The following is a 13,912-nucleotide window of genomic DNA, read 5'->3' as shown; positions in this document are numbered from 1 at the left end:
GACTTCACAACCCATGTTGCCGGTAAAAAACCAGGCGGCGATATGCGTACTCGATAGCAAACAGCAACGCGATCGCCAGGTACGCCAGCAACCCTGTATAGAGCGCCCACCATACCGGGCTGGCATAAACGGCCAGTGCGGCGGCAACCCCGGCATTGGCCAGCAGAAACAGGCACCACACGCCCGTCACACTTTGGGTGTAACGCTGGATACGGGGGTCCAGGGCGGAGTAGGGCATACGATGCTGCATGGCCGCCATACGACCTGGCAGGCTCGGCGGCACCAGGATCCCATGGGCAAAGTAGCCCGCCATGGCCAGGCTGATGCCCGAGGGAACCAGTTGCAATACCAGCGCATCATTGGCCCACCACAGTACGCCCGCAGCCGTTGACGCAATGGCCAGCAACAGCAGCTGTTGCCAGAAGCAGCGGCATTTCCCCCAGGCATGTATGAGGTACACAGCGATCACTACCAGGCCCACCAGCCGAGGGGACCACTGGCTCACCCCCAGCAATACCAGCACCGGGTAAAGGAGCAACAAACCGCTGGTTAGCCACTTCACGATGGAGGTCAGTTGAGCAGTTTGTGGATCACATTCACCGCATCTTCAATGGTGCGCACATCCTTAAACTGTTCCGGTTTCATTTGACGGCCGGTGACACTGTGAATCTTGGCGGCCAGATCGATGGCATCAATGCTGTCGAAATCGAGATCCGTGTACAAATTCGCCTCGGGAACGAGATCCTCTTCCTCAAGCATGAATGAAGATACCAATACCCTCTTCAGCTCAGCGTAAATTTCATCTTTTGTCATAACCGTTTCCATTCACTTCGCCATTTGAGCCTGCACAAAATCCCGCAGCGATGCCACGGAGTGAAAGTGTGCCGTGTTATTCTCGGAATTGGCGTCAATCTTTACATTGAAATATTTCTGCAAGGCAAGACCCAGCTCCAGAGCATCAATTGAATCCAGCCCCAAGCCCTCACCAAACAGCGGTGCATCTGTTTCGATATCGTCCGAAGACAAATCTTCAAGCTCCAGTTCATCAATAATCAGTTGTTTGATCTGCTGTGTCAGGTCAGCCATACCGCCTCAGCCCTTGTTCATAATAATTTTGTAGGTACCGCGTCAGCAGACGTGCTGCTGCCGGTTTATCGTCATAACATTCTATCAACGCCTCGGGCGTCAATACCTCTTCCACATACAGGTTGATATCGGCTCTGCGTGGGGGAATCCGATACCAGGGTTGTCCCTTGATAAGGGTTGCCGGTTCACAGGTAATAAACACCGTGGTAATCGGCGCGTTGGTGCGAACAGCCAACTGTGCCGTACCGCGCTTGAAGTGCAACGGCTCACCCGGCACCGTTCGCGACCCTTCCGGAAAAATCAGCACCGCCTCATTGTGATCCAGAACTTCCCGACAACCTCTCAAAAGCTGATCACCACTTTCATTATTGATGAAGCCCGCCGCACGCATGACTCCCCCGAGAAAACGGCTGCGCCACAACTCTCCTTTTACCACGCAATTAGCGCGCGGCAACCAGGCCAGCAGGATCACCACATCAATCAAGGTCGGGTGATTCGCGATGACAATGGTCCCGCCCGTTTGCCGCAGCCGATCCAGGTTGTGGATGCGTACCCGAATCAGGCCGAACGCTTCCATCATGGCCACAAAAAAACGGAAAGTCGCCCGCTGAGCGGCCCTGACACGCGCACTCTTTTCCCAGGCAGTTCCCGCTCCCAGCCGCAGCAGAGGGAAAATCGCTATACTCTGAAACAACCCGCCCAGAAAAAAGAACGCAAAACAGAACCCGGTTGCTGCAACTCGCCATAGACGATCCAGCTTGTTTTTAATCCAGTTCAACATCACGCTCCCAAATCCAGCCCTGCTGGCCCGTATCTAACGCCAGTGAGCGATGAGGGCCATACCACCAGGCCAGAAACTGCATCATGACCGAACGCTCGGTGCACCGCCCCTGAGGGGGCACCACTCGAAGGCTCGTGCGCATGGCATTCTCTGAGGGGCGGGCCTGAAGCACCATCGCCACGGCAGCCGGCATTTCCGACTCATCCTCATAGGGCTGATAAAAAGCAGACAGGGGTTCGTCCACATGCACAAGAAGTACTTCCGGTGTGCCTGTGAGCAACCAGCTTTGCGCCTCCAGCCAGGCCTGGGGCAAAGTTGCACGACCTGCAGCGATAGCCAGAGAAGGGGCGGTGATTTTCCGCACGATAGTGTACACGCCGACCGCCGCATTGTGTACAGACAGACTGAAAGCGGTGGGCGACAGCGCCTCACCATCAGCCAGGCTTCTGAGCAGCGCTTCGGTGCAGTGGGTATCTCCATGCCGGGAGCTGAAGATGACCGGAGTGTCCGCTGTTATCCACTCATCCACACTCGTAGCAACTTCCAGCGCCATACGGCTCCAGCGGGTCAGCCGCCTCCGCAGCATGGCGGGCACCGCTGCAGGCTTTGGCTTGTCATCCCCCAGAACCGCGGTCGGCGCCGCTGCCCAGGCACGCCACTCCTGCTCACGAGTAAGGCCCGGTGCCCAGGCCGCCAGGCGGGATACAAACAGATCCACTGGTGACTCCTTTATTGTTCTAGCTTCCACGAGTTTGTTCTGGATCCCCAAATCCTTCTCATTACGCAATGCAAAAAGCCCCGCAAGGCTCAAACCACCTTAAAAGGCGGCATTTTACAGCATCCGTGTCACTTTAGACACCGTTGCGGCTCGGATAGGGCAGAGGCGAAAAATGGCGCTGCCGCCGCAACCGCAGCGGCGTCCAGGCCGGGAGCAACTCGGAAAAGCGCGTCAAAAAGCGTATAGTGCCGGGTTTTGTCAATCTGCGGAATGAGCAAACAGTTTTTGTTGAATTTATCCGGTGTCAAGTTCGGTTACACTTCCTCGCAGTGGGTACTCAGCGATATCAACCTGTCCATTGGGGGAGGGGATATCGTGGGCCTTCTGGGTTCTAATGGTGCCGGAAAAACCACTCTGGTTTCTCTGATCGCCGGGCTGCGTAATCCCCAGTCCGGGAGTATCCTGGTCGATGGCGATCCGGCGCGCCCCGGCCGGGAGGACCTGGCACTGGTGCCTCAGGAGTACGCTTTTTACCCACGTCTCAGCGGCCGTGAGAACCTGGCCTTTTTCGCGGGCATCGTTGGACTCAAGGGCCGTCAGGCACAAGCGCGAATCGAAGAGGTGCTATCTACCTGCGACCTGGATGGTGTCCAATCCAGGCGCGCCCAAACCTACTCCGGGGGTATGAAACGCCGCCTGAACCTAGCTATCGCCTTGCTGCAACGCCCTCGCCTGCTGATCCTGGACGAACCCACCGCCGGAATGGACCCTTCAGCCCGACAGCAACTACTGACCACTCTCCGTGTTCTTAACCAGCAGGGCCTCACCATTCTCTACACATCACATCTGCTGTCTGAGGTGGAATCCCTGTGTCACTCAGTCGCCGTCATGCACGGAGGCATCATTGTGCTGCACAAACAGATGCACGAGTTACGCGAAGAGGCGCGGCACAGCATTCGCCTTCAACTGCCATCGCCGCCTCCGGATTCACTGCGCGAATTGGCTCGGAACGAAAACGACAATTGGTGGGCTTTCGCATTGCCCGAGAACGGCAAACCGCTGTCCCAACTGCTCAGGACTCTGGAGAATGCCGATTGCAAACCTCTGCAAATCCGCTACGGCGGACGCTCGCTTGAGTCTGTATTCTTCGATGCGACCCGGGTTGCCAACGACACTAGCGGCACCGCCGGAGTGAAACAATGAGCGGCTTTCTCGCGTCCTTGCGCAAAGAGCTGAGCCTGTTGCTCAGAGACTGGCACGCGCTCCTGTTGCTGTTCGCCATGCCCACGCTCTTTATCCTGATCATGTCTCTGGCGTTGCAGGAACACTTTGACCATCGGGGAGACAGCCCGCTTGGCGGGCGAATTGTTCTGGAGACCGAGTCACCCAATGCGCAGCGCTTTATCGAAGAGTTGCAGCGCCACCCACAGCTAAAGACAAGGCTGAGTGAGAGCCAGCCCCCACTCAGTACCCGGGACGATCTGTTTGAGGTTAAAGTTCTGGCTACCTTCGACTCTGCTCTGGAAGATGCTGTCGTGGAGAACAGCACCCTGAGCGCCGGGGTAGAAGTGCGCTTTGCTCCAGAACTGCCACCCCGCCATCAATGGCTGATTGCCGCTGGCATACGTGAAGCCTTTGGTTACTTCAATACACTGATCATTGCCGAAGACCTGGGTTACGGACGCGACTACGCCAAACACGAGTTGTTGCGAGAGCACTTTATTCGAATCGCCAGCCCGCAAACCCAGGCACAGTCCAGTCAAGCACAACCCAGTGCCGTACAACAGAGCGTCTCCGCCTGGCTGATTTTCGCCATGTTCTTTATCGCCATCCCGATTTCCACTACCGTGGTGCAGGAGCGACAGAACCGGACCCTGATGCGTCTGCACGCCCTGGGGGTATCCCCCTGGCATTTCTGTGGCGCAAAGCTGTTGCCTTACCTGGCGGTCAATCTCCTCCAGCTAACAGCGATGCTGGCCATCGGCACCTGGCTGCTGCCCCTTCTCGGCGCCCAAGGTCTATCCTGGCAGGGTGTCTCCGTGTCGGCACTGGCCATTATAGGGCTGTGCACCAGTTTGACGGCGCTGTCCCTGGCCAGCCTGATCGCCGCTCTGGCACGCTCCGTTGAGCAGGCCACCGTGGCCAGCGGGGCCTTTAATATTCTCGCCGCCGCTCTCGGCGGTATCATGGTGCCTGCGTTTGTCATGCCTCCACCCATGCAAACCTTGTCTCTGCTATCGCCTCTGGCTTGGTCACTCGATGGCTTTCTCGAGGTATTGGTTCGCGGCGGTGGCCTGACTGACACCCTGCCGAACAGCGCTCTCATGCTAATCGCCTCGGGGCTAATGGGGCTGACGGCTGTCAGCCTGATGAAACGAGGCAACCACAATGACTGAAGCCATGACTGACAATTTGAAACATGCTCTGAAAATTCTGATTATTGAAGAGTGCGATAAAGACTGGGAGGCCCACGACATTTCCGACGATGCGCCGCTGCTCAGTGAACGGTTCGATCTGGACTCCCTTGATGTGCTACAAATCTGCATGGCCATCAAGCAACAATACGGCGTTCGCATTGAAGGCTCCGCAGCAGCCCGGCGGGCACTGAAGTCCATCAATACGCTGGCACAGACGATTGTCCAGGCGCGTGATTAATGCCCACCTACATTCACAACCTCGACGCCCACTGCGCACTGGGCCCAGACCTGAATACCGGGGTGGATGCCCTGCTGGCAGGCAGGAATGCCCTGTCATCCGTGCCACTTGAGTGGCTGTGCGAACCGCTGTGTCTCCCCTATTTTTCAATGTCTGGCTCCCCGATCAGTGATGGGCTTTATCATTATCTGGAACAGCGCTGTGAGCATCTTCTGCAATCTCGCCCACTCAAACAGGCCGGGGCGCGCCAACGCACTGCGTTGCTCATCGGTTCTTCCTCCTTTGATGTCGGCGTATCCGAGCAGCGTTACCGGAGTGACCTTGCCCAACGGAGCGAGCAGGCGTTGCCCATGCCGATTATCGGCTACGGCAAGCTCACCCAACGGCTAAGGGAGCACTTTGGTTTATCACCATTGTCCCAAACCTACAGCACAGCTTGCACCTCCTCCTCCAATGCCCTTTTGTATGGACACCGGATGATTCAGGCCGGGCTTGTGGATCATGCGCTAGTGCTTGGATTGGAATGTTTCAATAACACTAGCCTTTTGGGTTTTTACAGCCTCGGGCTGATTTCACCCTCACAGGCCATGCGACCGTTTGCCAGAGCGCGCGACGGACTAATTCTCGGAGAAGGACTCGGTGCCGTCGTGCTTAGCCGCGAGCCCCTCGAACCGCACCGGCCCCAGTGGCAGCTCCTTGGAGGCGCTTCCGGTACCGACAACCACAGTCTGACCGCTGCCCATACCGATGGGCGACAACTGGCACGCGTGATTTCCGAGGCACTGGCAAACAGCCACATTGAAGTCGATGCCTTGGTGGGCATCAAGCTCCATGGCACCGCCTCGCTAAAGAATGACGCCTCCGAAGCCGCTGCTGTGCGGCACCTACTGGGCGAGCACTGCCCGGCGGCCTTTGCGCTCAAGCCCTGGGTGGGCCATACCCTCGGCGCCTGTGGTGCCTTGGAGCTGGCCCTGACGCTGGGCTGCCTGGAACGGCAAGGGTGCCCGGCCCGCCCGGACATCACACCCGACCCGGAGTTGGCCATGCCTCTCGCCGAGACCGGCTGTGCAGCCCCCGAGGGACCCTACCTGTTCAACTGTTTCGCATTTGGGGGAAACAATAACGCCTTGATTGTTGACCACCGCCAGCCACCAGGAGGGCATGGGCCTTGAAGCTGGTTGCTCACTACTCCCTGTTGCATCGGGTAGCCAACCAGCCAGCTCCCGAACTGCCCGACCTCAATCCACTGATTACCCATTGGTGCGGCCAGCGTGTGCGACGTATCGACCGCTACATCCAACTTTGCCTCGCCGGCGCATTGGGCTGTGTGGAAGACCGGACCCTGCCGGTCGAAACCGGGGTCTACATCGCCACCCGAAGCGGTGCTGTAAGCACCACAGCCACGAGTATGAGGCACACCGAAGCGCTTGGGCTTCCACCTAAGCCCATGCACTTTGTCAACACTCTGGGTAACTCCGCCGGTTATTATCTGACCCAATTACTGGGCATCAACGGCGGAGCATTGGTAGTTTCCCAGGAGCAGCTATCATTTGAAGCCGCCGTACTGCACGCTTGGCTCGATCTAAAGCTGGGGAGAATCAGCACCGCGCTGGTGGGTGGGTTTGATGAAGTGGTGCCCCCTACCACTCAGCACCTTGAGCGGTTGGAGGTTAGGGAACCTTGTCTCGCCCTGTATGAGGGCAGCCACTGGTTACTGCTTGAACCCCAGTCTGACGACGGTCTTGATCTGGAGCAGCCACAATGGTTTTCCACTCTGGAGGAACTGCACCGCTGGCTTTCTGTTTTGCCAGCCAGTGCCCGGGTTCAGACCAGTTTCATACCGGATACCATTGAACGGGCTCTGTTCAATGCCCTCGGCCTTGTCTGCCAGAGCTTTGCGCCCGAAGGCGGTTGTCCTCATGGAACTTTTTCTGGAGCTGCGCTCACATCGCTCGTTGGAGACACCTTAACGGCACTGGGCACGACCGCCAATGCCGGCAAGGGATCGGGGACTAAAGAGCAAACGGGTATGGGACTAAGGGTGCACATTGCGCGGAGCGACCAACCTCCTTACGCCGCTATTCCCATCAGTTTTTAGAGGATCTGCCCCGACGCGACCAGTAGCGTAGATCCTGCCAAACTTGTTCCTCGGCAGCGGCGCAGCACCGCAAGGCATCGGCCAGAGTGGCTCGATCCAGCGTCTCTGGATTCCGACACTCTTTGACCAGCGCAAGCGCAAACTCCCTCCAGAGATCACCCACCGCCGTCATTGCCCGCGATGCCTGCTCCAGATTTTCCTCTTCCAGCCGTTCGGCTGCTTCCTGCAAAAACGAGGCATACATAAAGCGGAATCCGGCACCCCCGGTACCAATTTCCTCCTGCATGCGAACAATATGCCCCAGGAACAACCGTTGTTCCCGAACCGAGCCTTTGAGCCGCTCAATTCGGCGCGCCAGAAACCGGATACCGCGAATACCAATCACCGGCAGGGGCGCACTCAGCATCACCCGAACATTGCGCGCAATCGCCTCTGGAACCAATACCCGATAATCCATCTGCTTCGGTATCGATTCAATATGGTACATCAGCCCCTTTGGTGCCAGGGGTCCACGGACAAAGCGCGCTTTGTTCAGCGCCCGGCCCGAGACGGTGACCGGCTCTTCGAACACCGGGTCACTGACCCGATAATCATTCCCGTCACGACCATAAACCAGCAGATTGTGGGCATTGAAATGAAAACGCATTTCTTCAGGAAAGTAAGGCAGATAGTAGACAGAGGTCTGCAAACCGACCAGGGAACCCGCCGCCAGAGCATCATCCAGAGCCTGAGCGCCCGCCAAAGGGTCCCGAAAAGAGCGGAAGCACACTTTTGCCCCCAGGCGCTTGCACAGCCCTTTGATGATAAACTTCGGCGGCAACCGGTAGGCAACCAGTGGCTGGCCCGCCAGTTTTACCAACGGGATATAGGCAAAGGCCAGGGCATTGGCCAGGCCCAGTGCCATTGGCTCGGACAAGGGCAAACCCGCCCGGGTAAACAACGCCGCAGCGACGCCGCTTTCACAATGCGCAGCCTGCTGGTGATGAAAATCGGTCATGCTTACTCCGGCACCTGACTCAATTGCTCAACGGAAAGGTTCAACACCTCGGCATAACGCTTGCGCTGAATCTCGGACAAACGCTCGAAGGGCCCCGGCTTCAAGTGCCACCACAGGCGCAACCGGCCAACACCTGCCATGCTCGCCAGCAGGGCCGGTTCCATTCGGGCGCTATACAGGTGGTAATACAGTGGTGAGCGGCGCCCGGCCCGCACTGCTTCCAGTGCTTGCCGGGCCAGATCACGGTATTGCTCCACCGCATCGAGGGTCGCCCGGGCTTCAACCTCCCAGCCCGATGATGACACCGATGTGTAGCGTCCATCACGATCCCGGGCATAAAGGACTTTTTTGTGGCCGGCATAGGTGCTGCTCTTGTCCTGCGGAACCTCATCAATGTCCACCGCTGACCTCCGGCTGATCAGGCCACTTCCAATAACATATACGCAACCGAAAAGCGGCCGCTTTCAGGAACGTAGCAGAGTATTTTTTCACCCGCGCGCAAGCGACCGGAACGCAGCAAATCGTCGAGCATGATATAGATGGAGGCCGAGCCGGTATTACCCTTCTCAGACAAGTTGGTAAACCAGCGCTCCTGCGGAATATCAAAATCGGCCCGTTTCATGGACTCGTGAAGGCGATCACGGAAATAGTGGGAAGAGAAGTGCGGCAGAAAGTGTTCCACTTCCCCTGGGCGCAATCCCCGGCGCTGCTGTAACCAGGTCAGGGCGCGAGTTGCCGTGTACTCGGTGATATGTTCATTCAGCTGCTTCACATCTTGTTTAACCGACAAAAAGCCCTCCCTGTCCCGGGTATCACCATTCACCTCTGCCCAGCCAGTAAGATGGCCATCCGCTTCTTTGCGTGCCCCGGCGTACATACAGGCACTCATTTCATTGGCATAGGAATAGATATCGAGCCAGTGAATCTTCAATGCGGTGCGGCCAGGCACCGGCTGTCGCTGTACCAGCAGCGCACCGGCTCCGTCAGAGAGCATCCAGCGCAAAAAATCTTTTTCAAAGGCCAGCTCCGGCTTGTGTTCCAGCTGTTCGACTTTGTGGGCAATTTCCGGCTCAAAACATTCGCCGCGCATCACCCTTGAAGCGGCTTCAGAGGCCGCGGCCACAGCCGTATTACAGCTCCCGGAGAGCACATTCAGGTAGGCGTACTTGAGCGCCGCCATACCACTGACACAAACACCGGCGGTACTGGCCACCTCGCAGGGAGGACAGCCCAGATCGCCGTGTACCATAGAAGCATGTCCGGGCATCAGTTGATCCGGCAGGCTGGTCGCAGCCACCAGGCACTCGATATTTTCCAGTGCATGGTGATCATCGACAAGACCGGCGACAGCCCTGGCGCAAAGCTGGGCATTGGTATAGTTAGGCCGACCGGTAACCGGGTCAATCGCATAATAGCGGGTGCGAATACCATTGTTGCGCAGCACCAGTTTGCGGGCCCGTGAAGGCCGTCCGTTCACATAGCCGAGCCGAGCTTCCATGGTGTCATTGTCCACCGGGTCGTTGGGCAAAAACTGGCTGGACCCCGTGATGTAAGCCGAGAAATCATTCATAAAAAGCCGTTCTTCGATAGATTGGGAAATCGCCTAGATTTTATTCCCTGGAGGTTTATTCCCCGGAGGGCCAGGAGTAATAGGCTCGCTGCCGGGCGGTACGGCGTCGCAGTAACGGCGCGAACAGTTTTTTTAGCAGAGCGCTGGCAGGGACTACGGTAAGAATCATGGTAATCAGAAACACCGCGTAAATGAGTGCCAGGGGCTTGCGCAGCCAGGCATCCGGTCCACCACAGGCCAGAAATAACTTACCCCATACATAAAAGCTGCGGGTGGCAATTTTCTCACTGGCAATCAGTTTGTCATTAATGTGCACGGCACCAAGCCCCTGCCAGACTCCGGTGTCCAGCAGCTGATCGCCTCGCAGCCGCTCACGCAATGCAACGCCAAAACGGTCGGCCCGGGCAATGTCCGACTGCGAAACACCGGCGCGGGGAATGCCAAACCAGAAAGGCCCTTTGTGACCGCTTAACACCCACAATGGGGTCGACAGGAAACTGGCAGCGCTGCCGGATTCATCCACCAGCGCCGCATGTCCCACCAGTGAAGCACCCAGACGCCGAAGATGCGCTTTGACCTTTTCCTGAGCCTGCAGCCACATATTGCGACAAGCCACCAGCGTCACTACCGGCGTATCGGCCAACAGCTGCCTGGCCATATCGCTCTGTAGAAAAGCCGTCACCGGAATGGAGGGCGAGAGAAACCAGACCTGATAACCGAGCACCACCAGATCATAGCGATCATGCCGCGGGTTTTCGTCCGGAACCAGCGGACAGCCACAATCGTGAATGGATTCCGGAAACGCATTGATAAAGCGAACCAGCGGCCAGGGGAAAGGGTAGGGGTCAACCGGGGTGAGCCTGAGGTAATCCACCACACAGGCAGGGTCTTCTTCAAGGGGCCGGAGCATGGATTCCAAGGCCCGATCCAACTGCCCTGTCTGCGAGTAATGCACCACGAGAACACGCGCTGTGGGTGCTGGTTTATCCAAGAATAAAGTCCTGTGTTTTGTCATTCTTCCCAGGCAGCACTCGCTTGTGAGCTTCAAAAAACCCCAAGCCTTCAAGCATTTCCGATCCGTGTGACCGGTGCTACACTGGCACGCGGCTTATCATAACCTACTGGTTCTGCAATGAAAATATCCTCGAGTATCGTCGCACTTGGCACACTTTTATTGCTGGCCGTAAACACCCTGGCTGAACCCCTGCTGCTTGTCGTTGAGGACAACCGGCTCCCCGGCTTTCCTCTCTACCTGGCGGTTTATGCCGAAACCGGAGACCAATGGCTGGCTGAACCCGTCGCCCGGAAAAAAGTCATCCTGCCCGAGGCAGAACAGTTTACGCTGCCCATGAGTCTGCCCTCTGCGCGCTACGCTATCCGCGCTTTTATCGACCTGAATCACAATACACGACTGGATACCAGTCGGCGCGAACGTCCCATAGAGCCCTTTGCGCACAGCGCTGGGGATAACCGGAAGCGCGGCTCTCACAACTTTCAGCGCTCGGTGTTCACTTTGGATGAAGCGGGCCAGCAAATCTCTCTTACCCTGCGCTATCCGAAAAAGGCGCTCGAAACTCTCAAAAGCCGCGAAACTCTCAAAAGCCTCGAAACTTCAGCGAACCAGTGAGGCCAACGCGCCCAGCACCGGACCCGACGGGCCGATAATCCGCAGGGTGACGCGCGGCCAGTCCCGGTCATCCCTCTCAATCCTGGCACATTCATCGGGCCTGAGCGGCGCCAGAAATTTGACCTTGGTGAAGCTCGACACTCGCCACCCCGGGTAGGCCTGTCGCAAAACGGCGTCCGCACGCGCCAACAACCAGGCACCGGGAACCACCGGTGCGCCCGGGAAATGTCCCTGTACACAGGGAGCCGCTTCAGGCACGGAAAATTCATCTTGCATCGGCTAAACTACGCTCCTCATATGACCAGTGGCCCCGATGGATAACCTGCCTATGCCTCCGGATACCTGCGCACCCTTACCCGCAAGCCTTTTACCCCACAGCCCTCCCATGGTACTCATTGATACCATCGATCAGTGGGATTGCGACAGTATACAGTGCTCCGCCCACTCTCACCTGTACGAGAGCAATCCGCTGCGCGACCGGGGGCGCCTATCGGTTTTTACCGGGGTGGAATACGCAGCCCAGGCCATGGCGGCGCACGCCCGTCTTTCCCAACCTTCTGGAGAACCACCCGGCAAAGGTTTTCTGGCGGTGGCTTCCAGGCTCAAGGCCAGTGTCGATACTTTGGATCACTATCGGGCGCCGCTGCGAATTACCGCCCGGGCTCTGGCACAGAATACTGGCAGCTCCATGTACCAGTTCCGGCTGGAATCAGAAGGGCACTGCCTGCTGGAAGGTCAGCTCACCGCCGTGGTTGAGCCCTCTGTTCCAGGCAATTGACGTGGAGCGACCCTGTCTCTATTTAAGCCGCACAGCCGATCTGGAACAGCGTCCCTCCCTGGTCCGCCAGTATCTAAGCTGGCTATCGCCAGAAGAACTCGACCGATACGCACATATGCACGCACCCGGCCAGCGACAACGTTTTCTGCTGGCTCGGGCCCTGCTGCGCTGGCAGTTGGCAAATCGACTCTCGACCTCGCCGGAGAAGGTGGTCCTGGCAAGGTCGCCCCAGGACAAACCCTGCCTAGTCCAACCGCCGGCCCAGTCCCTCCCGGCATCGGTTACTTTTAACCTCAGCCACAGCGGGGAGTGGGTAGCGGTGGCAATCGCCCACCGGGCACTGATTGGCGTCGATCTGGAACACCCACATCGGAGCCGCCCGGTAGCCGCCATTGCGGAGCAATTTCTTCACCCCGAAGAAACCCGACTGCTGATGTCATTTCCCGATGCCGTCCAGCAAAGCATGTTTTATCGTCTCTGGACCCACAAGGAAGCTTATCTAAAAGCCCGGGGAAACGGCATCACCCAGGAGCTGGGCAGAGTGAACTTTGCGCCATGGCTGCGCTCGGCAAAAAGCCATGCACCTTTTAGCTTCCCCGACCCTGAATGCTCCGGCACGGCATCAGGCATCTGGCAGGGCTTTTATTGGAACAGCCCGGTACAGGATAAGCGGCCCTGGTTTCTGTCGCTGGTCATCAATACACCACAGACTTCCGTCCCCACTCTCTGGCGCACACTGCCAGCGGCGGAAACTGACCGAAAGATCAAAACAAAACCCAACTGATTGCAAGGCCCCCGCTGCCTCCCTGATCGGTTTCCACCAGAGAGCTGTCCATAAAGTCAGCACCGTTCAGATTATAGTAGCGGACAAAAAACGCATACCAGAGATTGCCAGCCCGGCGACTCAGCGCCAACTGGGAGTTAAAACCGCTGTAGCCACCCCGGGCACGGTACTGAGCCCGGTCGGGCCGAGCATATTCTGGCCCCACACCATAGTAGTACTCATGATACGATTCGCTGGCGAACGAGGGGCCCATACGGAAAGTCCAGTTCCAGGAGTTACGCCGCAGGCGATAAGACAATTGCGGCTCGGCCAACCAGCCGATATGCTCCGGCGACCCCCGCCCCAGGGTGAACACAGCCCTCACCGGCAGTGACAACATCCATTTATCATGCAGGGTGTCGCCCGTCACATTGATGTTCAAGGCCGGCCCCAGCTCAAGGGTTGAGCCCAGTTTCGGCATACCGATGCGCCGTTCGTTTTTATCACCGTCCAGGAGAATCGAAGCCGCCAGACTGAGCGTGAATTCCATCTGATCGCTGCTGAACAGATCACTGCGCACACCCTCGCGGTCGGAACGGATAATTTTCCCCCGGTAAATTACGTAGGGTACAGGTGCCACATAACTGCGGTAGGTTTTTGAACCGCGATAGTCCGGCGTTATCAAAGCGCCAACCCCAAGCCCGGCTTCCAGCCGACTTTCTACAGTGTCGGAAGAAGCATCAGCAACCGATGGAATTGCCGTATACAAGCAGAGTAACGCAGTCATCCAATAATAATGTCGTCCACTCATGCACCTACCTTTCTCTGCTCGTGACACA

At 57.6% G+C, this 13,912-nt stretch carries 19 protein-coding genes; 8 read left to right on the top strand and 11 right to left on the bottom strand.

The genetic code is table 11. The features are described from left to right. Nucleotides 1–4: 4 nt before the first annotated feature. From ACQCLF_RS09560 to ACQCLF_RS09540, 5 genes are read right to left on the bottom strand one after another with little or no spacing between them, the layout of a single operon-like run. A complete protein-coding gene (locus tag ACQCLF_RS09560; RefSeq protein ID WP_426986649.1) occupies nt 5–562 on the bottom strand; it encodes a hypothetical protein in 558 nt (185 codons plus the stop codon). Between the two features lie 8 nt (nt 563–570). Further along, nucleotides 571–813 carry an acyl carrier protein gene (locus ACQCLF_RS09555; RefSeq protein WP_426986647.1) on the bottom strand — a complete coding sequence of 81 codons (243 nt, stop codon included), beginning with the start codon at nt 811–813 and terminating at the stop codon, nt 571–573. Nucleotides 814–825: 12 nt separating this feature from the next. After that, the gene (locus ACQCLF_RS09550) at nt 826–1,086 is read right to left on the bottom strand and encodes a phosphopantetheine-binding protein (protein WP_426986645.1); all 261 of its coding nucleotides are present in this window, start codon (nt 1,084–1,086) and stop codon (nt 826–828) included. Then, nucleotides 1,079–1,867: a lysophospholipid acyltransferase family protein gene (locus ACQCLF_RS09545; protein WP_426986643.1), complete on the bottom strand. Its 789-nt coding sequence runs from the start codon at nt 1,865–1,867 to the stop codon at nt 1,079–1,081. Before ACQCLF_RS09545 ends, ACQCLF_RS09550 begins: the two co-directional genes overlap by 8 nt. After that, nucleotides 1,851–2,585, bottom strand: coding sequence for a beta-ketoacyl synthase chain length factor (locus tag ACQCLF_RS09540; protein WP_426986641.1), 735 nt, complete (start codon nt 2,583–2,585; stop codon nt 1,851–1,853). Before ACQCLF_RS09540 ends, ACQCLF_RS09545 begins: the two co-directional genes overlap by 17 nt. A gap of 285 nt (nt 2,586–2,870) precedes the next feature. On the opposite strand from ACQCLF_RS09540, the gene ACQCLF_RS09535 reads away from it, so the two are divergent. From ACQCLF_RS09535 to ACQCLF_RS09515, 5 genes are read left to right on the top strand one after another with little or no spacing between them, the layout of a single operon-like run. Further along, complete coding sequence (locus ACQCLF_RS09535; RefSeq protein WP_426986639.1) at nt 2,871–3,788, top strand: ABC transporter ATP-binding protein; 918 nt, start codon at nt 2,871–2,873, stop codon at nt 3,786–3,788. Further along, nucleotides 3,785–4,981 (top strand): ABC transporter permease, encoded by a 1,197-nt coding sequence (locus ACQCLF_RS09530; protein ID WP_426986638.1) that lies wholly within the window; start codon nt 3,785–3,787, stop codon nt 4,979–4,981. Before ACQCLF_RS09535 ends, ACQCLF_RS09530 begins: the two co-directional genes overlap by 4 nt. A 4-nt stretch (nt 4,982–4,985) precedes the next feature. Continuing rightward, entirely contained in the window at nt 4,986–5,240 is a 255-nt protein-coding gene (locus tag ACQCLF_RS09525; RefSeq protein ID WP_426986636.1) for a phosphopantetheine-binding protein, read from the top strand. After that, nucleotides 5,240–6,412, top strand: a complete 1,173-nt coding sequence (locus tag ACQCLF_RS09520) for a beta-ketoacyl synthase N-terminal-like domain-containing protein (protein WP_426986634.1) — start codon at nt 5,240–5,242, stop codon at nt 6,410–6,412. The genes ACQCLF_RS09525 and ACQCLF_RS09520 overlap by 1 nt, the downstream gene beginning before the upstream one ends. Further along, nucleotides 6,409–7,338: a beta-ketoacyl synthase N-terminal-like domain-containing protein gene (locus tag ACQCLF_RS09515; RefSeq protein ID WP_426986632.1), complete on the top strand. Its 930-nt coding sequence runs from the start codon at nt 6,409–6,411 to the stop codon at nt 7,336–7,338. The genes ACQCLF_RS09520 and ACQCLF_RS09515 overlap by 4 nt, the downstream gene beginning before the upstream one ends. Here the strand turns inward: ACQCLF_RS09515 and ACQCLF_RS09510 are convergent. From ACQCLF_RS09510 to ACQCLF_RS09495, 4 genes are read right to left on the bottom strand one after another with little or no spacing between them, the layout of a single operon-like run. Then, nucleotides 7,328–8,335 carry a BtrH N-terminal domain-containing protein gene (locus ACQCLF_RS09510; RefSeq protein ID WP_426986630.1) on the bottom strand — a complete coding sequence of 336 codons (1,008 nt, stop codon included), beginning with the start codon at nt 8,333–8,335 and terminating at the stop codon, nt 7,328–7,330. The genes ACQCLF_RS09515 and ACQCLF_RS09510 overlap by 11 nt on opposite strands. A 2-nt stretch (nt 8,336–8,337) precedes the next feature. Next, nucleotides 8,338–8,736, bottom strand: a complete 399-nt coding sequence (locus ACQCLF_RS09505; protein ID WP_426986629.1) for a hypothetical protein — start codon at nt 8,734–8,736, stop codon at nt 8,338–8,340. Between the two features lie 17 nt (nt 8,737–8,753). Then, a complete protein-coding gene (locus ACQCLF_RS09500) occupies nt 8,754–9,905 on the bottom strand; it encodes a beta-ketoacyl-ACP synthase III (protein WP_426986627.1) in 1,152 nt (383 codons plus the stop codon). A 55-nt stretch (nt 9,906–9,960) separates the two neighbouring features. Next, nucleotides 9,961–10,896, bottom strand: a complete 936-nt coding sequence (locus tag ACQCLF_RS09495) for a dialkylrecorsinol condensing enzyme (RefSeq protein ID WP_426986625.1) — start codon at nt 10,894–10,896, stop codon at nt 9,961–9,963. A gap of 141 nt (nt 10,897–11,037) precedes the next feature. On the opposite strand from ACQCLF_RS09495, the gene ACQCLF_RS09490 reads away from it, so the two are divergent. Beyond that, nucleotides 11,038–11,532, top strand: a complete 495-nt coding sequence (locus ACQCLF_RS09490; RefSeq protein WP_426986624.1) for a DUF2141 domain-containing protein — start codon at nt 11,038–11,040, stop codon at nt 11,530–11,532. Here ACQCLF_RS09490 and ACQCLF_RS09485 read toward each other — a convergent pair. Next, on the bottom strand, nt 11,518–11,808 hold the full coding sequence (locus ACQCLF_RS09485) for a hypothetical protein (protein ID WP_426986622.1): 291 nt from the start codon (nt 11,806–11,808) through the stop codon (nt 11,518–11,520). The two genes, ACQCLF_RS09490 and ACQCLF_RS09485, sit on opposite strands and share 15 nt — an antisense overlap. Before the next feature lie 37 nt (nt 11,809–11,845). On the opposite strand from ACQCLF_RS09485, the gene ACQCLF_RS09480 reads away from it, so the two are divergent. Both ACQCLF_RS09480 and ACQCLF_RS09475 read left to right on the top strand, forming a co-directional pair. Further along, the gene (locus tag ACQCLF_RS09480; RefSeq protein ID WP_426986620.1) at nt 11,846–12,310 is read left to right on the top strand and encodes a hypothetical protein; all 465 of its coding nucleotides are present in this window, start codon (nt 11,846–11,848) and stop codon (nt 12,308–12,310) included. Between the two features lies 1 nt (nt 12,311). After that, a complete protein-coding gene (locus ACQCLF_RS09475) occupies nt 12,312–13,094 on the top strand; it encodes a 4'-phosphopantetheinyl transferase family protein (protein WP_426986618.1) in 783 nt (260 codons plus the stop codon). Here ACQCLF_RS09475 and ACQCLF_RS09470 read toward each other — a convergent pair. Then, nucleotides 13,075–13,884 carry a MipA/OmpV family protein gene (locus ACQCLF_RS09470; protein ID WP_426986616.1) on the bottom strand — a complete coding sequence of 270 codons (810 nt, stop codon included), beginning with the start codon at nt 13,882–13,884 and terminating at the stop codon, nt 13,075–13,077. The two genes, ACQCLF_RS09475 and ACQCLF_RS09470, sit on opposite strands and share 20 nt — an antisense overlap. Nucleotides 13,885–13,912: the final 28 nt, after the last annotated feature.

The organism is Marinimicrobium sp. ARAG 43.8 (genome assembly GCF_050113635.1).
Lineage (GTDB): Bacteria > Pseudomonadota > Gammaproteobacteria > Pseudomonadales > Cellvibrionaceae > Marinimicrobium.
The sequence above is the reverse complement of the archived record's forward strand: the minus strand, read 5'-3'. Positions and strand labels throughout refer to the sequence as shown.